The organism is Chryseobacterium sp. 22458 (assembly GCF_052044975.1).
GTDB lineage: Bacteria > Bacteroidota > Bacteroidia > Flavobacteriales > Weeksellaceae > Chryseobacterium.
In genome coordinates, this window is record NZ_JBQEOA010000002.1 from 318874 (window position 1) to 335462 (window position 16589).

General features: G+C 36.2%; 10 protein-coding genes. 8 read left to right on the top strand and 2 right to left on the bottom strand.

The genetic code is table 11. The features are described 5' to 3' along the window. Positions 1 to 161 precede the first annotated feature (161 nt). Positions 162 to 1958 carry a membrane protein insertase YidC gene (gene yidC / locus ACTJJF_RS08805; RefSeq protein WP_440699409.1) on the top strand — a complete coding sequence of 599 codons (1797 nt, stop codon included), beginning with the start codon at positions 162 to 164 and terminating at the stop codon, positions 1956 to 1958. Positions 1959 to 2067: 109 nt separating this feature from the next. Here yidC and ACTJJF_RS08810 read toward each other — a convergent pair whose 3' ends face one another. Then, positions 2068 to 2652: a ribonuclease HII gene (locus ACTJJF_RS08810; RefSeq protein ID WP_312298540.1), complete on the bottom strand. Its 585-nt coding sequence runs from the start codon at positions 2650 to 2652 to the stop codon at positions 2068 to 2070. Positions 2653 to 2952: 300 nt separating this feature from the next. Between ACTJJF_RS08810 and ACTJJF_RS08815 the strand changes: the two genes are divergently transcribed. From ACTJJF_RS08815 to argS, 7 genes are all read left to right on the top strand, one after another. Beyond that, positions 2953 to 5946, top strand: a complete 2994-nt coding sequence (locus ACTJJF_RS08815; protein ID WP_440699410.1) for a SusC/RagA family TonB-linked outer membrane protein — start codon at positions 2953 to 2955, stop codon at positions 5944 to 5946. A 10-nt stretch (positions 5947 to 5956) separates the two neighbouring features. Then, positions 5957 to 7603: a SusD/RagB family nutrient-binding outer membrane lipoprotein gene (locus ACTJJF_RS08820; RefSeq protein WP_312298534.1), complete on the top strand. Its 1647-nt coding sequence runs from the start codon at positions 5957 to 5959 to the stop codon at positions 7601 to 7603. A 418-nt stretch (positions 7604 to 8021) separates the two neighbouring features. Further along, on the top strand, positions 8022 to 11033 hold the full coding sequence (locus ACTJJF_RS08825; protein ID WP_312298533.1) for a SusC/RagA family TonB-linked outer membrane protein: 3012 nt from the start codon (positions 8022 to 8024) through the stop codon (positions 11031 to 11033). Positions 11034 to 11040: 7 nt separating this feature from the next. After that, positions 11041 to 12594 carry a SusD/RagB family nutrient-binding outer membrane lipoprotein gene (locus ACTJJF_RS08830; RefSeq protein WP_312298531.1) on the top strand — a complete coding sequence of 518 codons (1554 nt, stop codon included), beginning with the start codon at positions 11041 to 11043 and terminating at the stop codon, positions 12592 to 12594. An 88-nt stretch (positions 12595 to 12682) separates the two neighbouring features. Then, a complete protein-coding gene (locus ACTJJF_RS08835) occupies positions 12683 to 13135 on the top strand; it encodes a lipocalin family protein (protein ID WP_440699411.1) in 453 nt (150 codons plus the stop codon). 54 nt (positions 13136 to 13189) lie between these two features. After that, entirely contained in the window at positions 13190 to 13324 is a 135-nt protein-coding gene (locus ACTJJF_RS08840; protein WP_409514636.1) for a bacteriocin-like protein, read from the top strand. A 154-nt stretch (positions 13325 to 13478) separates the two neighbouring features. Continuing rightward, positions 13479 to 15563 carry an arginine--tRNA ligase gene (argS, locus tag ACTJJF_RS08845; protein ID WP_440699679.1) on the top strand — a complete coding sequence of 695 codons (2085 nt, stop codon included), beginning with the start codon at positions 13479 to 13481 and terminating at the stop codon, positions 15561 to 15563. Positions 15564 to 15620: 57 nt separating this feature from the next. Here the strand turns inward: argS and ACTJJF_RS08850 are convergent, their stop codons facing one another. After that, a complete protein-coding gene (locus ACTJJF_RS08850; protein WP_440699412.1) occupies positions 15621 to 16589 on the bottom strand; it encodes a YihY/virulence factor BrkB family protein in 969 nt (322 codons plus the stop codon).

Here is a 16589-nt window from a genome sequence, read left to right on the forward strand (position 1 = left end):
AACGTCTAGATATAAACTCAGGTTGATTTTTCTCAGCCTGAGTTTATTATATACTAACAACGTAAAGCATAGAGTTTTGATAAAAAAACAGTATTTTTGTCAGCTCAAATTACGTACATCCGTACGTACATTTTAAGTTTAAAATTTTAATATAAAATAAAATGCAACAAAACAACGGAATCGATAAGAAGCAAATGATCAGTTTTGCGGTTTTATGCCTGGTTCTCTTCGGTTTTATGTTCTATTTCCAGAACAAGCAGATGAAAGAAGAGGAGCTGAAAGCTCAGCAGCAAAAGACAGAACAGGTAAAAAATGCTGTAAAACAAGCTCAGGTAACCAATATCAATCCAAATGTAACTCCTAATGCGATCCAGACTGCAAGTCTTGGAAATAACGAACTGAAACTTGAGTTTTCAAGCTTAGGAGGACAGGTTTCTAAAGTAGAGCTTTTGAAATATAAAGCCTACAACCAGAAAACAGATAATGCTGATCAGCCACTTTATCTGATCAACAAAAATAATTCTAAATACGGATTCCAGTTTAAAGATAAAACAGGAAAGGTGATCAATACTAAAGATTTAGTTTTCTCACCTGCTGTTAATGGAAACGCAGTAACCATGACTGCCAATTATAATGGTGCTGTTATCCAGTTTATTTATACTTTATTAGATAAATACACTTTAGATTTTAAAGTAAGAACACAGGGACTTGCTAATGTTACAGCTGATAACAAAGCAGATTTTATCTGGGATTACAATGTAAGAAACCTTGAAAAAGGTAGAGCCCAGGAACAGTCTCATTCAGAGTTTTCATATGCTTTCAATAATTATAAAGATTATGATTATGACGGAAGAACAACAATGGAGGAAGAAAAGGAAACCCTTAACTGGATTGGTGTAAAACAACAGTTTTTTGCTTCCGTTATTGAAGCTAAAAACGGATTTACCCAAAGTAAAGGAAATCAGGAGAACGTTGAAGAAGGTGAATATCTGAAGAAATTAAACTATGAAGGTTTTGTTCAGATGACTGGCAGTGAGCTTAACCAGGATTTTACATGGTATTTCATGCCATTGGATTTACCATTGCTTAAATCATATGATAAGAACTTTGATGAGATTCTTCCGTTAGGTTGGTCATTCATCGGGGCAATGAACCGTTATTTCTTTATGTGGTTGTATGCAATCATTGCAGGCTGGGGATTATCTGCAGGTTGGGTGATCTTTGTAATGACGATCATTGTTAAGCTGATTTTATCACCAATTATGTACAAACAGCACAAGCTGAGTGCAATGATGAAGGTAATCCGTCCGGAAATTGATGAGGTTAATGCAAAATTCAAGGATGCAGATCCAATGAAGAAACAGCAGGCAACGATGGAAGTTTACAGAAAAGCCGGAGTTAACCAGATGGCGGGATGTTTACCTGCATTGGTTCAGATTCCTATTTTCTATGCATTATTCCGTTTCTTCCCGAACTTTATTGATCTTAGGGGGCAGGGATTCTGGTTTGCAAAAGATCTGACAGCATATGATGATCTGATCAAGCTGCCATTTAAAATTCCTTTCCTGGGAGATCACTTAAGTATTTTTGCATTGGCTTGTACAGTGGTCATTTTGATCTATACCGTAATGACTTCAGGAAATATGCAGCAGCCACAACAGGAAGGAATGCCTAATATGAAAGTATTGATGTATATTTTCCCGATTACATTCCTGTTCTTCCTGAATACTTCCGCATCAGGTCTTTCATGGTACTATTTCGTATCCAATGCGATTAACATTCTGATCATTCTTGTGATTAAATACTGGATTCTGGATGAGAAAAAAATTCATGCTCAGATTCAGTCCAATAAGGAAAAACCGAAAACAGAAGGTAAATTCCAGAAGAGAATGAGAGAAATGATGGAGAAAGCTCAGGAACAGCAACAAGCCCAGGAGCAGCAGAGAAAAAAGAAATAGAAAATAATTTCATTATAATAAAAAAGAGAAGTAATCATTGATTGCTTCTCTTTTTTATTGAATCATGACATTCAAATATTTTGATTTTCCTGATTTTAAATACTGTATTTTAATCATATTTCAGTCTGAAAGACTGTCTGTGATATTTAGTGGGGCCATGTTTTATGAGGGCTTCCTGGTGCTTTTTGGTGGCATAGCCGAAATTGGTGTCCCAGCCATATTGGGGATGTTCCTCGTGTAGTTCGATCATCAGTTTATCCCGGTAATTTTTCGCAAGGATAGAAGCTGCTGCAATGGATAACACTTTGGAATCTCCTTTAATGATACATTGATGCGGAATATAATTGTACGGATGAAATTTGTTGCCATCCACTAAAATAAGCTCTGGTGTTATTGTTAACTGATCCAATGCTCGGTGCATGGCATGGATACTTGCGTTAAGGATATTGTGTTCATCAATGAATGCAGGTGGTAATTCTGCAATGGCATAATTCTTAACATTATCCTTGATATAGCTATCTAAATCCATTCGGGTTTTAAATGTTAACTTTTTGGAATCATTCACCAGATTCTGTTTGAAATCATCGTCTAAAATAACTGCAGCAGCTACCACGGGGCCACTTAAACAGCCTCTTCCCACCTCATCACATCCGGCTTCAATATAAAGATTTGACCAGTTTTTTATTAACTCCATGAAGTTTTTCTAATAATTGCAAAAGTATAAAATTTAAAAAGAAATGGTTTTACGGGATTTTTAATGCTTTATTGATTATGGTATGAGTATCTTATTTTTGCTTTATTTATACAGGTTTGTTAGTAATTTGATGTTGTTTTTTTATCTTTAAAGTTTTTACTTTTTTGTTGTTTTATCGGCTTTTATAGTGCTTTTTTATTGATGTGTATTATGTGAATTATGAGAAATTAACATTTTTACTTGCTGATTTTAAGAAAGTTTCACATATTTGTAGGCAATAAAAAAATAATCATTTTAAACATGAAGAAATTAACAACTAGTGTTTTGGTGGTAGTGCTTACTTCTACTTTTGCGATAGCAAGCGGTCAGAAAAAAGATACCATTAAGACAACAGAGATTGGTGAGGTGATCATGACCGGTGCCATGAACAGAAAAATGAAGCTAGATGCTCAAACTTCAACCGCTGCCGTTATTGGTAAAGATAAACTTACTCAGGCTGGAGCACCCAATGCAGTAGCTGCGTTAGCAAGTAAAGTTCCGGGATTAACAATCAACAAAACAAGCAGTAGTGTTGACGGTACTTATGATATTAAAATTAGAGGATCCAGAACATTGACAGGAAGTACAGCGCCATTGATCGTTATTGACGGTGTAATCTCTTCTATGACTATTTTCCAGGCGTTACCAGCTGATATGATTGAGTCCACTACAACTTTATTAGGTCTTCAAGGAGCAGCTCTTTACGGATCTCAGGGGGTAAACGGAGCTATCATTATTACGACTAAAAAAGGTAGTGGAAGTAGAAAGGCTAGGGTTAATTTTAATAGTAATGTTGAATTTGATAATGTATCTTTTATACCTGCCAGACAGCAAAAGTATGGACAAGGATGGTATGGGGATAGAATTCACGTAGAAAATGGATCTTGGGGCCCTGCGTATTCGGACCCTAACTATGCGGGTCAGAATGTAGCTATTGGAGTACCTTTTTATGATGTGAATGGTGATGGTTTCATTTTCGTTAATGCAGATGGTGATGTTCCTTCGGAAGATGCTGCTGCATCTGTTTTTGCACCATTTGCAGCTAGAAAAAAGAATAATGCCAAAGAATTTTTTAATACAGGTCTTAATCTTAATAATACTTTAACGATTACAGCTGGAAGTGAGGGTGCATATGCAGGATTGTCAATTAACCGTCAGGATAGAGAGTTTATTGTGGCGGATGATAAATTAAAGAAAACCTCGGTAATGTTCAATGGAGGATTTAAGTTAGGTAATTTGAGTTTAGATGGAACGGTTACTTATATTAACCGATCTGTTTCTACAACAACCCCGGATCTTTACAGTAATCTTCTTCAATCTGCTGCTGAAGTTCCAATTACATCTTTCAAAGATAGCCCACATCCTTATGGATGGACTATGTTTTATCAGAATCCTTATTGGACAATCAATAACGTAAGGAATAATTCTAAAATAGATATCCTAAATGGAACAATTTCATTGGGATATAAGATCAATGACCACATTTCATTAGTCAATACAGGGACAGCACAGGTAACATCTACTGATATTTTAAATTATAATAACGGATATTCTGCGAGTAATGCGAGACCTTTAGTTGCAACTATAGATGAAGAAGGAGCATTGGGCGGAATTACTTCAACTCTATCTCAGTCTAATGCAGTCACAAGGTATTACTATAATGACTTGATGGCTAATTTTAATTATGACTTTACAAAAGACATTAATTTTAAATTGACATTAGGATATAATGTACAGCAGACAGATTCTAAGACGACCTCTGTAGGTGGTACAGGAATTAAAATTCCAGGAATCTATCAGTATTGGAATCTTTCGAATTTGACAATTCCATATAACTTAAACAATAAAAGGTTTATAGATAACAGATTTGCATTCTTTGCCAATATGGATCTTTCTTATAAAGATTATTTATTTGTGAATGGTACTGCTCGATATGAAAATTCATCTAAACTTCTTCATGCTGATAAAAATGCGAAAAGTGATGCTGATTACTTCTATTATTCAGGAGGGGTGTCATTTATGCCTTTGAAAGCGTTTAATGTAGAGAGTGATATTATCAGCAGATTGGTTGTAAAAGCATCTCATACAAGAGTAGGGAATGACCCGGTAACTATCTTTGGTATTGAAGATACTGTGGTTTTAGGAACCGGTTATCCTTTCAGTTCATCATCTCCACTAAGTTTTGTTAATAATCAGACTCCTACGGATACTAATATCAGACCAGAAAAAGTAACCAGTAATGATGTGAGTATTGGTTTAGGATTCCTTAAGAACAGAATTACTTTAGATGCCAGTTTTTATATCCAGACTACAAAAGATCTGATTACCAATCAGACGACTTCATCAGCATCAGGATTAAGATATACTCCAGTTAATGTTGGTGATATTCGAAATAAAGGGATGGAAGTTACCTTGGGTGCAACACCAGTTAAAACAAGTGACTTCACATGGGATCTGAATTTAGCTTGGGTTATCAATAGAACGAAGGTAATTGAATTAGCTAATGGACAAGATGAAGTCAATCTTTCTACTGGAGGTAATGCTGGGATTTTTGCGGTAAAAGGAGAAGAGTTTCCTATGTTAAAAGCTACTGCTTACATGAGAGATGAGCAAGGTAGAATCATTATCAATCCAGATAATGGAAATCCATACATTACCAATAATTATAAGAATTTTGGACGTGTTACACCAAATTATACATTAGCTTTTAATACGAATTTTAAGTATAAAAATTTCGGTTTATATGCTGTGTTGGAATATAGAAACGGAGGGAAGATTTATTCAGGAGCTATGCAGGGATTAGCTTTCAGTGGAAATCTGGAGCAGTCAGCTGAATTCGATAGAACTCAGGGAGGATATATTATTCCAAACTCTGTTTACATGAATTCTGCAGGTCAATATGTTGAAAATACTTCAATAAAATCTGGAGGGAATACTTATCAAGGATTACCAGATTATTATGGAAGTGTATATTCCAGAATTGGTGAAAACTTTATTATGAGTGGTACTGCATTTAGAGTTAGAGAACTAGGTGTTTCTTATGCATTAAGTTCAGATTCTGCAAGGTCTATAGGTTTGACGGGATTAAGCTTTAGTGTTTATGCGAGAAATCCATTCTTCAAATTTGCAAAAGAAAACAGAGGGTATGCAGATCCTGAAGCATCATTTACAACAGGAAATATTTCAGGTATTTCCAATGCAAATCAATATCCATCAACAAGAACAGTAGGTTTTACTACTACGATTAATTTTTAAATAGATAACAATGAAAAAGATACTAATACCAATTTTAGGAATGACGACGCTGCTGTTTTTCAATTCATGTAGCAATGATTTCTTAGATGTCAATAAAAACGTAAACGAAGCATATACCAACCAGGTGACGCCTAAAGATAGGCTTGGAGCAGCAGAGACTGTTATTTTCAGAACACAGGCAAATACGATGAATAGATTTGGTAACCTGATGATGAATGCTTGGGCGGGGAATATCTATTATTATGCATCTCCTTATGGTGATGAATTCAGAATGAGAGCTGACTCTCAATTTTATGATACTATTTGGGATAATCTTTATTTAGGACTGTCAAACCTTCAGAGCGTTATTGATGCTCCTAATTCAGAAAAATACCCACATCATATGGCAGTAGCTAAAATTATGAAAGCTTATTATATGCAAATGATCGTTGATCTTTATAATGATGCTCCATATTCAGAAGCTTTTAAAGGTCAGGCTAATAAAAACCCTAAATATGATAAAGCAAAAGATATTTACAAGGGACTTATGGCAGAGCTTAATCAATCACTTGTATTAATTCAACAAGAGCCGGAGGGGGTAACTTTTCAACTTAATACGAATGAAGATCCTATTTTCTTGGGGTCTAATTCACCACAAAATAATAACGACTGGAAAACTTTCTGGACTCAGATGGCTAATACTGTGAAGCTTAAAATGCTCGTAAGGCTTTCAAAATGTACTGATGCAGAAGTGTTAGCATGGAGAAATGCAGAATTACAGGCTATGGCCCCGCTTTTAAACCCAACTACAGAACAACCAAATCCTTTATTAAATTTTATCAGTGCAGATGTTAAAATTCAACCAGGATACAATGGTTCTACTGCTGATCAAAGAAATCCATTCTACAATACATTTGGAAGAATAGATATTAACTCAGGAGAGCTTAGTACAGGTTTCAGATCTACTTTTGCATCTGAGCATATCATTAAAACATTAAAAGGGGAGTTGCCGGCAACCAGCGGAGTTGTGGATAGCAGAATTTCTAGATTATTTGTTGGTAAAGGTATTGGCGCAGCATCTACAAATCCTGCTAATATGATTGGGCAAGTTCAAGGTGGAAGTAAAATACAAGGAATGACTGAAGGAAGTTTTGCAACGTTAGGGCTGTTTATGTCTTATGCTCAATCAAGTGCTCAGGCTAACGCTTTTGCTTCTCTTCCAGGACTTGTGTTAACATTGTCAGAAGTTAGATTTTTGCAAGCCGAAGCTTCTGTTGTATATCCTACTACAATGGCATTTGATGGTGCTGCAATGTTTAATAGTGGAATTACTGAGTCATTTAAGACGTTGGGATCCACTGCTAATCCTGCGACGTATATTGCGGCTATTGCTGCAAAACCTGGAATGGGATGGGCTGCTACCGCTAATAAAATTGAAGCTATTCAGTATCAGAAATGGATTGCGTTAACAAATATTAACCCAACTGAAACATTTATCAGTTATAATAAAACTGGGTTTCCTCAACTTCCAATGCCATTAAATTCTTATTATCCATCTAGGCCTAAGAGATTAATGTATGCACAATCCGAATATATTTCTAATACAGCAAATGTACCTAATCCGAGTATTGATGATATGTATTCGGTGAATAATTTCTCCCCATTCTGGATGAAATAAACCCAAAACAAATTTTTAATATATTTTATTACCGCCTTCGGGCGGTTTTTTTTGTGTCTGTAAATTTTTAAGGAGCTTTTTTTTAAAAAAAAATAATATGCCAAACATTGTATTTTTTCAGGTTTTATCAGGTTTTATTTAAATATAATAGTTCACTTTATTGAGATTCAGTACATTATATAGTTTGAGAGTATGGATACGTATAGATATTATCAATGTGAATGATTGTTATTATTTCTTAAAAAAAAATAAAGTTTAAATGTGTTGATTTTGTTAAATATTTTGTTTTTAACTTATTTTAATATTTTTTTTATGCCATTTGTTTGTAAATATTGAACAAATGATATTTTTTTTAATTTTTGCTTTGTGGTATTAATAAAGTTTTACAAATTTGTAGGGTACAAAAATTAAATTTGATATGAAGAAACTAACAACAGGTCTTCTTGTTTTAGTGTTGTCTTCTTCTATAGCTGTTGCACATGCTCAGGAAAAGAATGATACTATTAAAACAAAAGAAATCGAGGGCGTGGTAGTAACTGCACTCGGAATCAAAAGAGAGAAAAAATCTTTGGGGTATGCTTCTGAAGAGGTAAAAGCAGAAGCGCTGACAGGCGGAACTACAAATACCGGGAACGTAGCAGGATTACTTTCAGGTAAAGTAGCAGGTTTGCAGGTTAATACCAATAATAACTTTGGCGGATCATCAAACCTATTGATCAGAGGGTATAAATCCCTGTCAGGAGGATCTCCGCTAATTGTAATTGACGGTTCACCGGTAAATAACGGAAGTGTTAAAGGAACTGTATTTGATTACGGAAACTTTTTATCGGATATCAACCAAAATGATATCGAAAGCATAAACGTTCTGAAAGGAGCAGCGGCTTCAGCTTTATATGGAGAACGTGGTAGTGACGGGGTAATTTTGATCGTTACCAAGAACGGCCGCGGAAAACAGGATGGAAGCTGGGGAGTAACACTGAACTCAAATATTAACGTAGGTTTTATTGACAAATCCACTTTCCCTAAATACCAGTCAAGATATGGTGCCGGTTATGGACCGCAGTATGGAAATGATACTGACGGAGACGGTAATCCGGATGAATATTTCAACCATGACCCGAATACCGGAGAATTCCAGGTTCCTCTTACTGAAGATGCATCTTACGGAGCTGAATTTAACCCTAACCTGTTAGTTCGTCAATGGTATTCTTATGACCCAACTTCTCCTTATTACGGGATGGCGACACCTTGGGTAGCTGCTAAGAACGGACCTATCAAATTTTTTGATACTCCTGTAACGTACGTTAACTCAATCTCCCTTGAAAAAGGAAATAAATCATCAAACATTTCCTTATCTTACTCAAATATGCTTTCTAATGGTTTGTTACCAAACTCAGATTTGAGAAAGAATAATTTGACAGCTAAATTTAGCTACGACTTTACTGAAAAACTTCACGCTACTGTATTTTCAACCTTAACTATCCAGGATACAAAAGGTAGAAATGAAACAGGATATTCGGATAATATTGTAACCGGTTTCAGACAATGGTGGCAGACCAACGTAGATCTTTATGATCTTAGAGATGCTTATGCCAGATCTAACAATGGGAATAATACATGGAACAGAACTTCCGGGGAAAATGGAACACCCGCTTACTGGAATAACCCTTATTTCCAAAGATACCAGAATTATCAGTCCGATTCCAGAACAAGAACATTCAGCTATGCACAGTTGAAATATGATGTTTCTAAAAACTTCGGAATTACAGGGAAATTATCTTACGACAACATGCAAATGCTGATTGAAGAAAGATTGGCCAACGGTTCATTGCCTCAGGCATTTGGAGCTTCCGGAAATAATGTAACTTCAGGATATTCCCGTCAGGATGTAAGAACTTCCGAGACCAACTTCGATTTATTTGCTAATTACAAGTTTGATATCGTTGAAGATTTGAACGTTAGCGGTATCGTAGGGGGGAACATCAGAAGAAACTTAAGTGATGCAGTATATGCAAGTACTGAAGGAGGTCTTGCAACTCCAGGATTATTCGCTATTTCAAACTCTGCCAGCCCGATCATTCCACCGGATGAAAATTATGCAAAATGGCTTACATCGAGTTTATATGCTACAGCATCTTTTGGATATAAAAACTTATTATTCGTAGACGGTACTTACAGAGTAGACAGAAGTTCAAACCTTCCGAAAGCTAATAATACCTACGATTACTATTCAGCAACAGGATCCTTGATTCTTTCTGAATTATGGAAACAAAACTGGTTAAGCTTCTGGAAAGTAAGAGCAAACTATGCGGAAGTAGGTTCATCAACAGTTAACTATCAGTTAAATAACACATACAGAGTAAGAGGAGGGTTCGGAAGTACAGGATTGGTAAACCAGTCTTATTTCTTAGCAAATCCGGATCTTAAACCACAGAGATCGAAAGAACTGGAATTTGGTATGGAAGCTCAATTCCTTAAAAACAGATTAGGTTTTGATATTGCTGTTTATAAAACACGTACACTTGACCAGATCATTAACCTTCCGGTAACTTCTGCTACAGGATATAGAACATTCCTTGTAAATGCAGGACAGATTAACAATAAAGGTATTGAAATTCAGTTAAACGGTACACCATTTAAAACTTCTAACTTTAGCTGGGATATTGATGTAAACTGGTCTAAAAACGAAAACGAAGTAATCTCCCTATACGGTGATTCTCAGAACTATCTATTGGCACAATACCAGGGAGGTGTTTCTTTGAATGCAAGAGTAGGTGAAGCATTTGGTGCTTTAGTAGGATCAGACTACGTATATAATGCCAACGGAGAACGTGTAATAGACCCTGCTAACGGTAGATACTTAAGAAACCCAAATCAGGTGATCGGTAATATTACTCCGGACTGGATCGGAGGGATCAGAAACAGCTTTAACTATAAAGGAATTTCTTTAAGCTTCCTGATTGATATTAAACATGGAGGAGATGTATTCTCAACAGATATGTACTATGGTCTTGCTACCGGTTTATATGAAGAAACCGCTATAGGTAATGACAGAACTGCAGGGGTAATCCATCCGGGAGTAAATCCAAACGGACAGGTTAATACCACTCCTACAAGTTCACCGGAATTTTTTGGTAACGTAGACGGATACAGAAGAATGCCAAACAGCAGATTCGTGTATGATGCTTCTTATGTGAAACTAAGAGAGGCAAGTATCGGATACAGCCTTCCAAAATCAATTCTTGCCAATACTTCTATACAGGAAGCAAAAATTTCTTTAGTTGGAAGAAACCTTTGGATTATCCACAAAAATTTACCTTACGCAGATCCTGAAGCAGGAACTGGAAACGGATTGGCTTCAAAAGGAAACTCTATCGGGGTATTGCCAACAACACGTGACATCGGTATCAATGTAACACTAAAATTCTAAAACAAACATGAAAAAGATATTTTTAATATTAAGTCTAATTTCTTTAACGGTAGTCACCAATTCTTGTGAAAGTGACATCACGTCTTTGAATGAGGATCCGAAACACCCGTCAGTAGTTCCTTCAGGATTACTGGTAGCAAGTGCGGAGCAGGCGTTAATATCACAGATGCTAACACCAAACGTTAATAATAACATCTCAAGATTCTTTACTCAGCAATGGGCACAAACTACTTATGTAGATGAATCAAACTATGATATGGTAACAAGACCTATCCCAAGAAACCATTATAATGTAATGATGGCTTCCAGATCTGCTACGGTACATTCTGCAGGGGTTTTATCAGCACTTAGAGATGCTAAACAATTCCTGGAGGGTGAAGGAGTAAGTGCAGCTAAGAAAAATAACAACATTGCTATCATTGAACTGATCAGCGTATACACATGGGCAAACCTTGTAGATACCTATGGGGATGTTCCTTATTTTGGAACTTTAAAAGCAGTACCGGGAAATCCTGGAGCTTCTGAAATTCCTTATGATGATGCCAAAACAATCTATCTGGATCTGATCAAAAGAATTGATGCTGCTGTTGCAATGATCAATACTACAGAATCCGGTTATGCTGATGATTTGTTTTATAAAGGAAACATGTCTAAGTGGAGAAAAATGGGGAACTCTTTGAAATTCAAATTGGCAGTAACCATGGCAGATGCTGATCCGGCACTGGCTAAAACTACTGCTGAAGCTGCTTATGCTGCAGGTTTATTCGAAGGTAAAGAAGATAACTTTGGTTTGGCGTCTTTCCCATCAGGATTATTTGCTAACCCTGTATATCAGGAAGATGTACAGTCTGGTAGAAATGACCTTGTTCCTTCAGAGATGTTAATCAACTATATGAACTCTACTTCAGATCCTAGAAGAGCGAGATGGTTTGTAAAAGCAGAAAGAGAATTCGACAAAACTACTGGAAAATATAAACCTAACACAGGATTTTATAAAGGAGGTGTTTATGGAAAAGGAAACTCATTTGTGAACTATTCGCACATGACTTCTCCAAAAATTGATATTAACGGAGTTCCTGATATGGGAGAAGATAGCGATTATATGCTTTTCTCAGAGAATGCTCAGGGATTTTTGTTAGATCATTCAGAAATCTCATTCTTAAGAGCTGAAGCGGCGGCACGTGGCTTTAGCGTTGGAGGATCAGCAGCAGGTCTGTATGGAGAAGCTATCACTGCTTCTATGACAGAATATGGTATTGCTCCTGCAGCAGCGGTTGCATTTATCGCAGCAAACCCTTATGATGCTGCAAACTGGAGAAAATCTATCGGTTTCCAGGCTTGGGTAGCAATGTTTAATAAAGGATTCCAGGCATGGAACTTTGCAAGAAGACTAAATTACCCGGTATTTGATAACCCTGAGGATTCTGCGGTAGAATCTGTTCCGGTAAGAATGAAATATTCTGATCAGGAATACTTACTTAACAAAACTTATGTTGAAAAAGCTGCTGTTAAAATCGGTGGTGATAAAGTATCAACAAGAGTTTTCTGGGACGTAAATTAATTTGACGTATCTTAGAAAAAATAATAATGAATGGTATTCCTGTAGCAATACAGGAATATCTTTATTTTAAAAATATAAAAAATATAATATGAAATTTTTGATAGGGCTTATTGTTATAATGGGGATTGTTTCTTGCAGTAGCGATGATGATAGAAGTAATACTAAAGTAGATGAGGTGAGTATTAATGGTACATGGAAACCTTCCCGATATGAGTTTAAAGGGAAAAGCTATCCGGTATCCACTTGTGAAAAGAAAGGGCAGATACATATTAATGCTGATTTTTCCGGGGTTTATGATAGATATGATACTGATGCTGCCACAGGAAACTGTGTAAAGCCTGAAGGCTATTCAGGAAAATGGGTTTATGATAGAATGTACGGTAAATTAACCCTTACATATACTGAAGCAGGCGCCAGCAAAACCTTACAAAAAAGTGTGGATGATTTTTCTTCTACTGAACTTAAAATTGCTGATGCTACTAAAAATGTAGACGGAATAGCCGGTAATGACGATGCTGTTTTAGTGTACATTAAAGAATAAAAAATTGCCTTTGGCAGGTCTTATTATATTTAAAATCACAACAAAAAAATTAATATGAAAAATCTGAAAAAAATGTCAACACAAGATCTGAAAAAGATTCAGGGTGGTTCTGCACCGGAATGGTGTGTTGGCTCAGGAGGATGCTGGGACCCTGTTAAAAAAACATGTTATTCAAACGGATGTCCTTAACAGAGTTTTAAAGAATTTGAAAAAAGACAATTCTTAAACATAAAAACCGCCTTCGGGTGGTTTTTTTATTTCCGTATATTTGTAACTCAGATTTTGAACAGAAACAGATCATAGGAATGTTTCGGTGATGAATATTAAAAGAGAACTTAGAAGCATGAATATTAAAGATATTATAGAACAGAAACTTTCAGAGGTTATTTTAAATGTATATCAGCTAAAAGACATCAAACTGGAAGTTCAGGAAAATAAAACGGAATTTGAAGGTGACTTTACGATTGTCACTTTCCCATTGGTGAAGCAATTGAAGAAAAATCCTGAAAGTATCGGGGTTGAATTGGGAGAAGCTTTAACGGAGCAAACCGAACTTTTCGAAAGCTTTAATGTAGTAAAAGGTTTCCTTAACGTTAAAGTTAAAAACCAATTGTTTACAGATAACTTCAGATCAGTAAGCAAAGAATTTTCAACAATAGAAAAGAAGAATGCTACGGTAATGGTAGAGTATTCTTCACCCAATACGAATAAACCTCTTCACCTGGGACACATCAGAAATAACCTATTAGGATTTTCTGTAGCACAGATCCTGAAAGAAGCTGGTTATGATGTGATCAAAACACAGATCATCAACGATAGAGGGATTCATATCTGTAAGTCGATGCTGGCGTGGGAAAAATTCGGAAACGGAGAAACCCCTGAAACTACCCAGACAAAAGGAGATAAATTTGTCGGAAACTACTATGTAGAGTTTGATAAGGAATTAAAACGACAGGTAAATATTATTTACGAAGATTTTAGAAAGAATAGTTTTGAAACCTTTGATACTAATAAGAAGGATGAAGTCTTCAACTTAAATAATAAAATTAATCCTCTTGAAATACAAAAAAGAGAATTACTTGATGGTCTGGATTATAGCGAAATTTCGAATCTTCATCCTCAGTTTGAAACTCAATTGAAGGATGCTTTGGATAATGACCTGTTTTTATCCAAAATACCTGGTTTAGTATTAAAGGCTGTAGAGGAAAATGAGGTTGAACTGATCAAGAAACAGACCGTTAGCTTTCTGGCCATTTTCAAAGATGTTTTAGAGGTTGAAGGTAAGCTTGAAGCTGAAATATCTAACCTGAAAGAAATCTGCAAACCTTCTACTGAAATAATGAAAGAAGCCCAGAAAATGCTTGTTGACTGGGAAAATGGTGACGAAACCGTAAGAAATCTTTGGAGTGAAATGAATGCCTGGGTATACAAAGGATTCAATGAAACATATAAGAGACTGGGTGTTGACTTTGATCAGGTTCAGTATGAAAGCAATACCTATATTTTAGGAAAAGACCTTATTCAGGAAGGGCTGGATAAAGGAGTATTGTACCAGAAAGAAGACGGTTCTGTTTGGTGTGATCTGACGGACGAAGGTCTTGATCAAAAATTACTGTTACGTTCAGACGGTACTTCTGTTTATATGACCCAGGATTTGGGAACAGCGGTTGAGCGTTTTAAGCAGAATAATATTCAGAAGCTGATCTATACAGTAGGAAATGAGCAGGATTATCACTTCCAGGTTTTATTCAAGATATTGAAAAAATTAGGATACCAATGGGCAGATCAGTTGTATCACCTTTCTTACGGAATGGTAGAACTTCCTGAAGGTAAAATGAAATCCCGTGAAGGAACTGTGGTAGATGCTGACGATCTGATGCAGGAAATGTACGAAACTGCAAAATCTAAAGCTCAGGAACTTGGAAAACTTGAAACGCTTTCGGAAGAAGATAAAGAGGCATCTTATGAAACGGTAGGATTGGGAGCATTGAAATATTTCATGCTGAAAGTGGATCCTAAGAAAAAAATGCTTTTCAATCCGGCGGAAAGTATCGATTTCAACGGTAATACAGGTCCGTTTATTCAATATACTTATGCACGTATCCAGTCATTATTATCCAAAGCGGGTACTTTGCAGACAGAAACAGCTGATATTGAATTAAACCAATCCGAGAAAGAACTGATCATGCAACTGGCTAACTTTAAAACGGTAGTCGCAAAATCTGCAGAAACTTTAAGCCCTGCTTTAGTGGCCAATTATGTATATGACCTTGTGAAATCATACAACTCATTCTATCAGAATAACCCGATTCTGAATCAGGAAGATGAAAATGTAAAACAATTCCGTTTAAATATTTCAGATCTTACAGCGAAAACGATCAAAAAATCGTTGGAACTGCTGGGAATAGGAACTGTAAACAGAATGTAAAAAATAAAGCCTTTTGAAAATTTTCAAAAGGCTTTTTTATTCAATAAACCGGATGTTTTACATTGGTTTTGAATCCCGCACTTCGGGAGTTTCATTTTCTTTTTTGCCAGCCATCTGTTTCAGACTATCGGCATACAGCTTAGCGGGAGTCCATCTTGCGTGTTTAGAGAGAATAACTTCATAGCCTTTTTTGTAGGTATACACTTTTGTAAATTTGGCTCCGAAAAAGATCAGCATACAGGAATAATTGATCCACATCATAATCAGAATCACAGTTCCGGCTGCCCCGAAAGCTGAAGTAGGTTTTACCTGATTGAAATAAAGACTCAATAAAAATTTTCCCAGTGTAAATAGTACCGTTGTTAAAAAAGCACCCCGCCAAACAGACTTCCAGGTAATTTGTATATCAGGCAATACTTTAAACATCAGTGCAAATAAAAGCATGACAAGCCCGAATCCGATGGAGAAGTTGACCAATTCAACAAGCATATAGGTTTCAAATCCAAAATACTGGGTAATAATCTTATTGAAAAGACTGATAAGCGAAGATAAAACCATCGTGATCATCAGTAAGAAACCCAAAATGAGAATCATCCCAAGGGAATTGGCCCTGTCTAATAAAAACTTGACCAAAGCTTTCTTCGGAGCAGCTTCTACATCCCAGAGTGCATTCAAAGAATGCTGCAGTTGAAAGAAAAGAGTAGTGGAACCGAAAACAAGGGCACCTACTCCTATAGCCTTCATAAAAATATTTTTTTTGTCAATCAGTGCGCCTGCCAGCATTCCTTCAATACTTTTGGCTACATCAGGCCCCATGATACCGCTGATCTGGGTACTGATCTGTCCCCGGATCGCTTCTTCACCAAAGAAGTTTCCAAGCACCCAGATGATAATGATCAATAATCCCGGAATGGAAAAAATAGCATAATAGGCCAGGCTCGCTGAATCTTTTGATGCGGAAGAGCTGTTCCATTCTGTAAATGTATCTTTCAGAACCTCCCAGAAAAATTTAACATTATGAATCAT

Excerpts from the sequence above, each read along its gene's own strand:
- yidC (WP_440699409.1), top strand. The coding sequence starts at position 162 with ATGCAACAAAACAACGGAATCGATAAGAAGCAAATGATCAGTTTTGCG.
- ACTJJF_RS08810 (WP_312298540.1), bottom strand. The coding sequence starts at position 2,652 with ATGGAGTTAATAAAAAACTGGTCAAATCTTTATATTGAAGCCGGATGT.
- ACTJJF_RS08815 (WP_440699410.1), top strand. The coding sequence starts at position 2,953 with ATGAAGAAATTAACAACTAGTGTTTTGGTGGTAGTGCTTACTTCTACT.
- ACTJJF_RS08820 (WP_312298534.1), top strand. The coding sequence starts at position 5,957 with ATGAAAAAGATACTAATACCAATTTTAGGAATGACGACGCTGCTGTTT.
- ACTJJF_RS08825 (WP_312298533.1), top strand. The coding sequence starts at position 8,022 with ATGAAGAAACTAACAACAGGTCTTCTTGTTTTAGTGTTGTCTTCTTCT.
- ACTJJF_RS08830 (WP_312298531.1), top strand. The coding sequence starts at position 11,041 with ATGAAAAAGATATTTTTAATATTAAGTCTAATTTCTTTAACGGTAGTC.
- ACTJJF_RS08835 (WP_440699411.1), top strand. The coding sequence starts at position 12,683 with ATGAAATTTTTGATAGGGCTTATTGTTATAATGGGGATTGTTTCTTGC.
- ACTJJF_RS08840 (WP_409514636.1), top strand. The coding sequence starts at position 13,190 with ATGAAAAATCTGAAAAAAATGTCAACACAAGATCTGAAAAAGATTCAG.
- argS (WP_440699679.1), top strand. The coding sequence starts at position 13,479 with ATGAATATTAAAGATATTATAGAACAGAAACTTTCAGAGGTTATTTTA.
- ACTJJF_RS08850 (WP_440699412.1), bottom strand. The coding sequence starts at position 16,589 with ATGATTCATAATGTTAAATTTTTCTGGGAGGTTCTGAAAGATACATTT.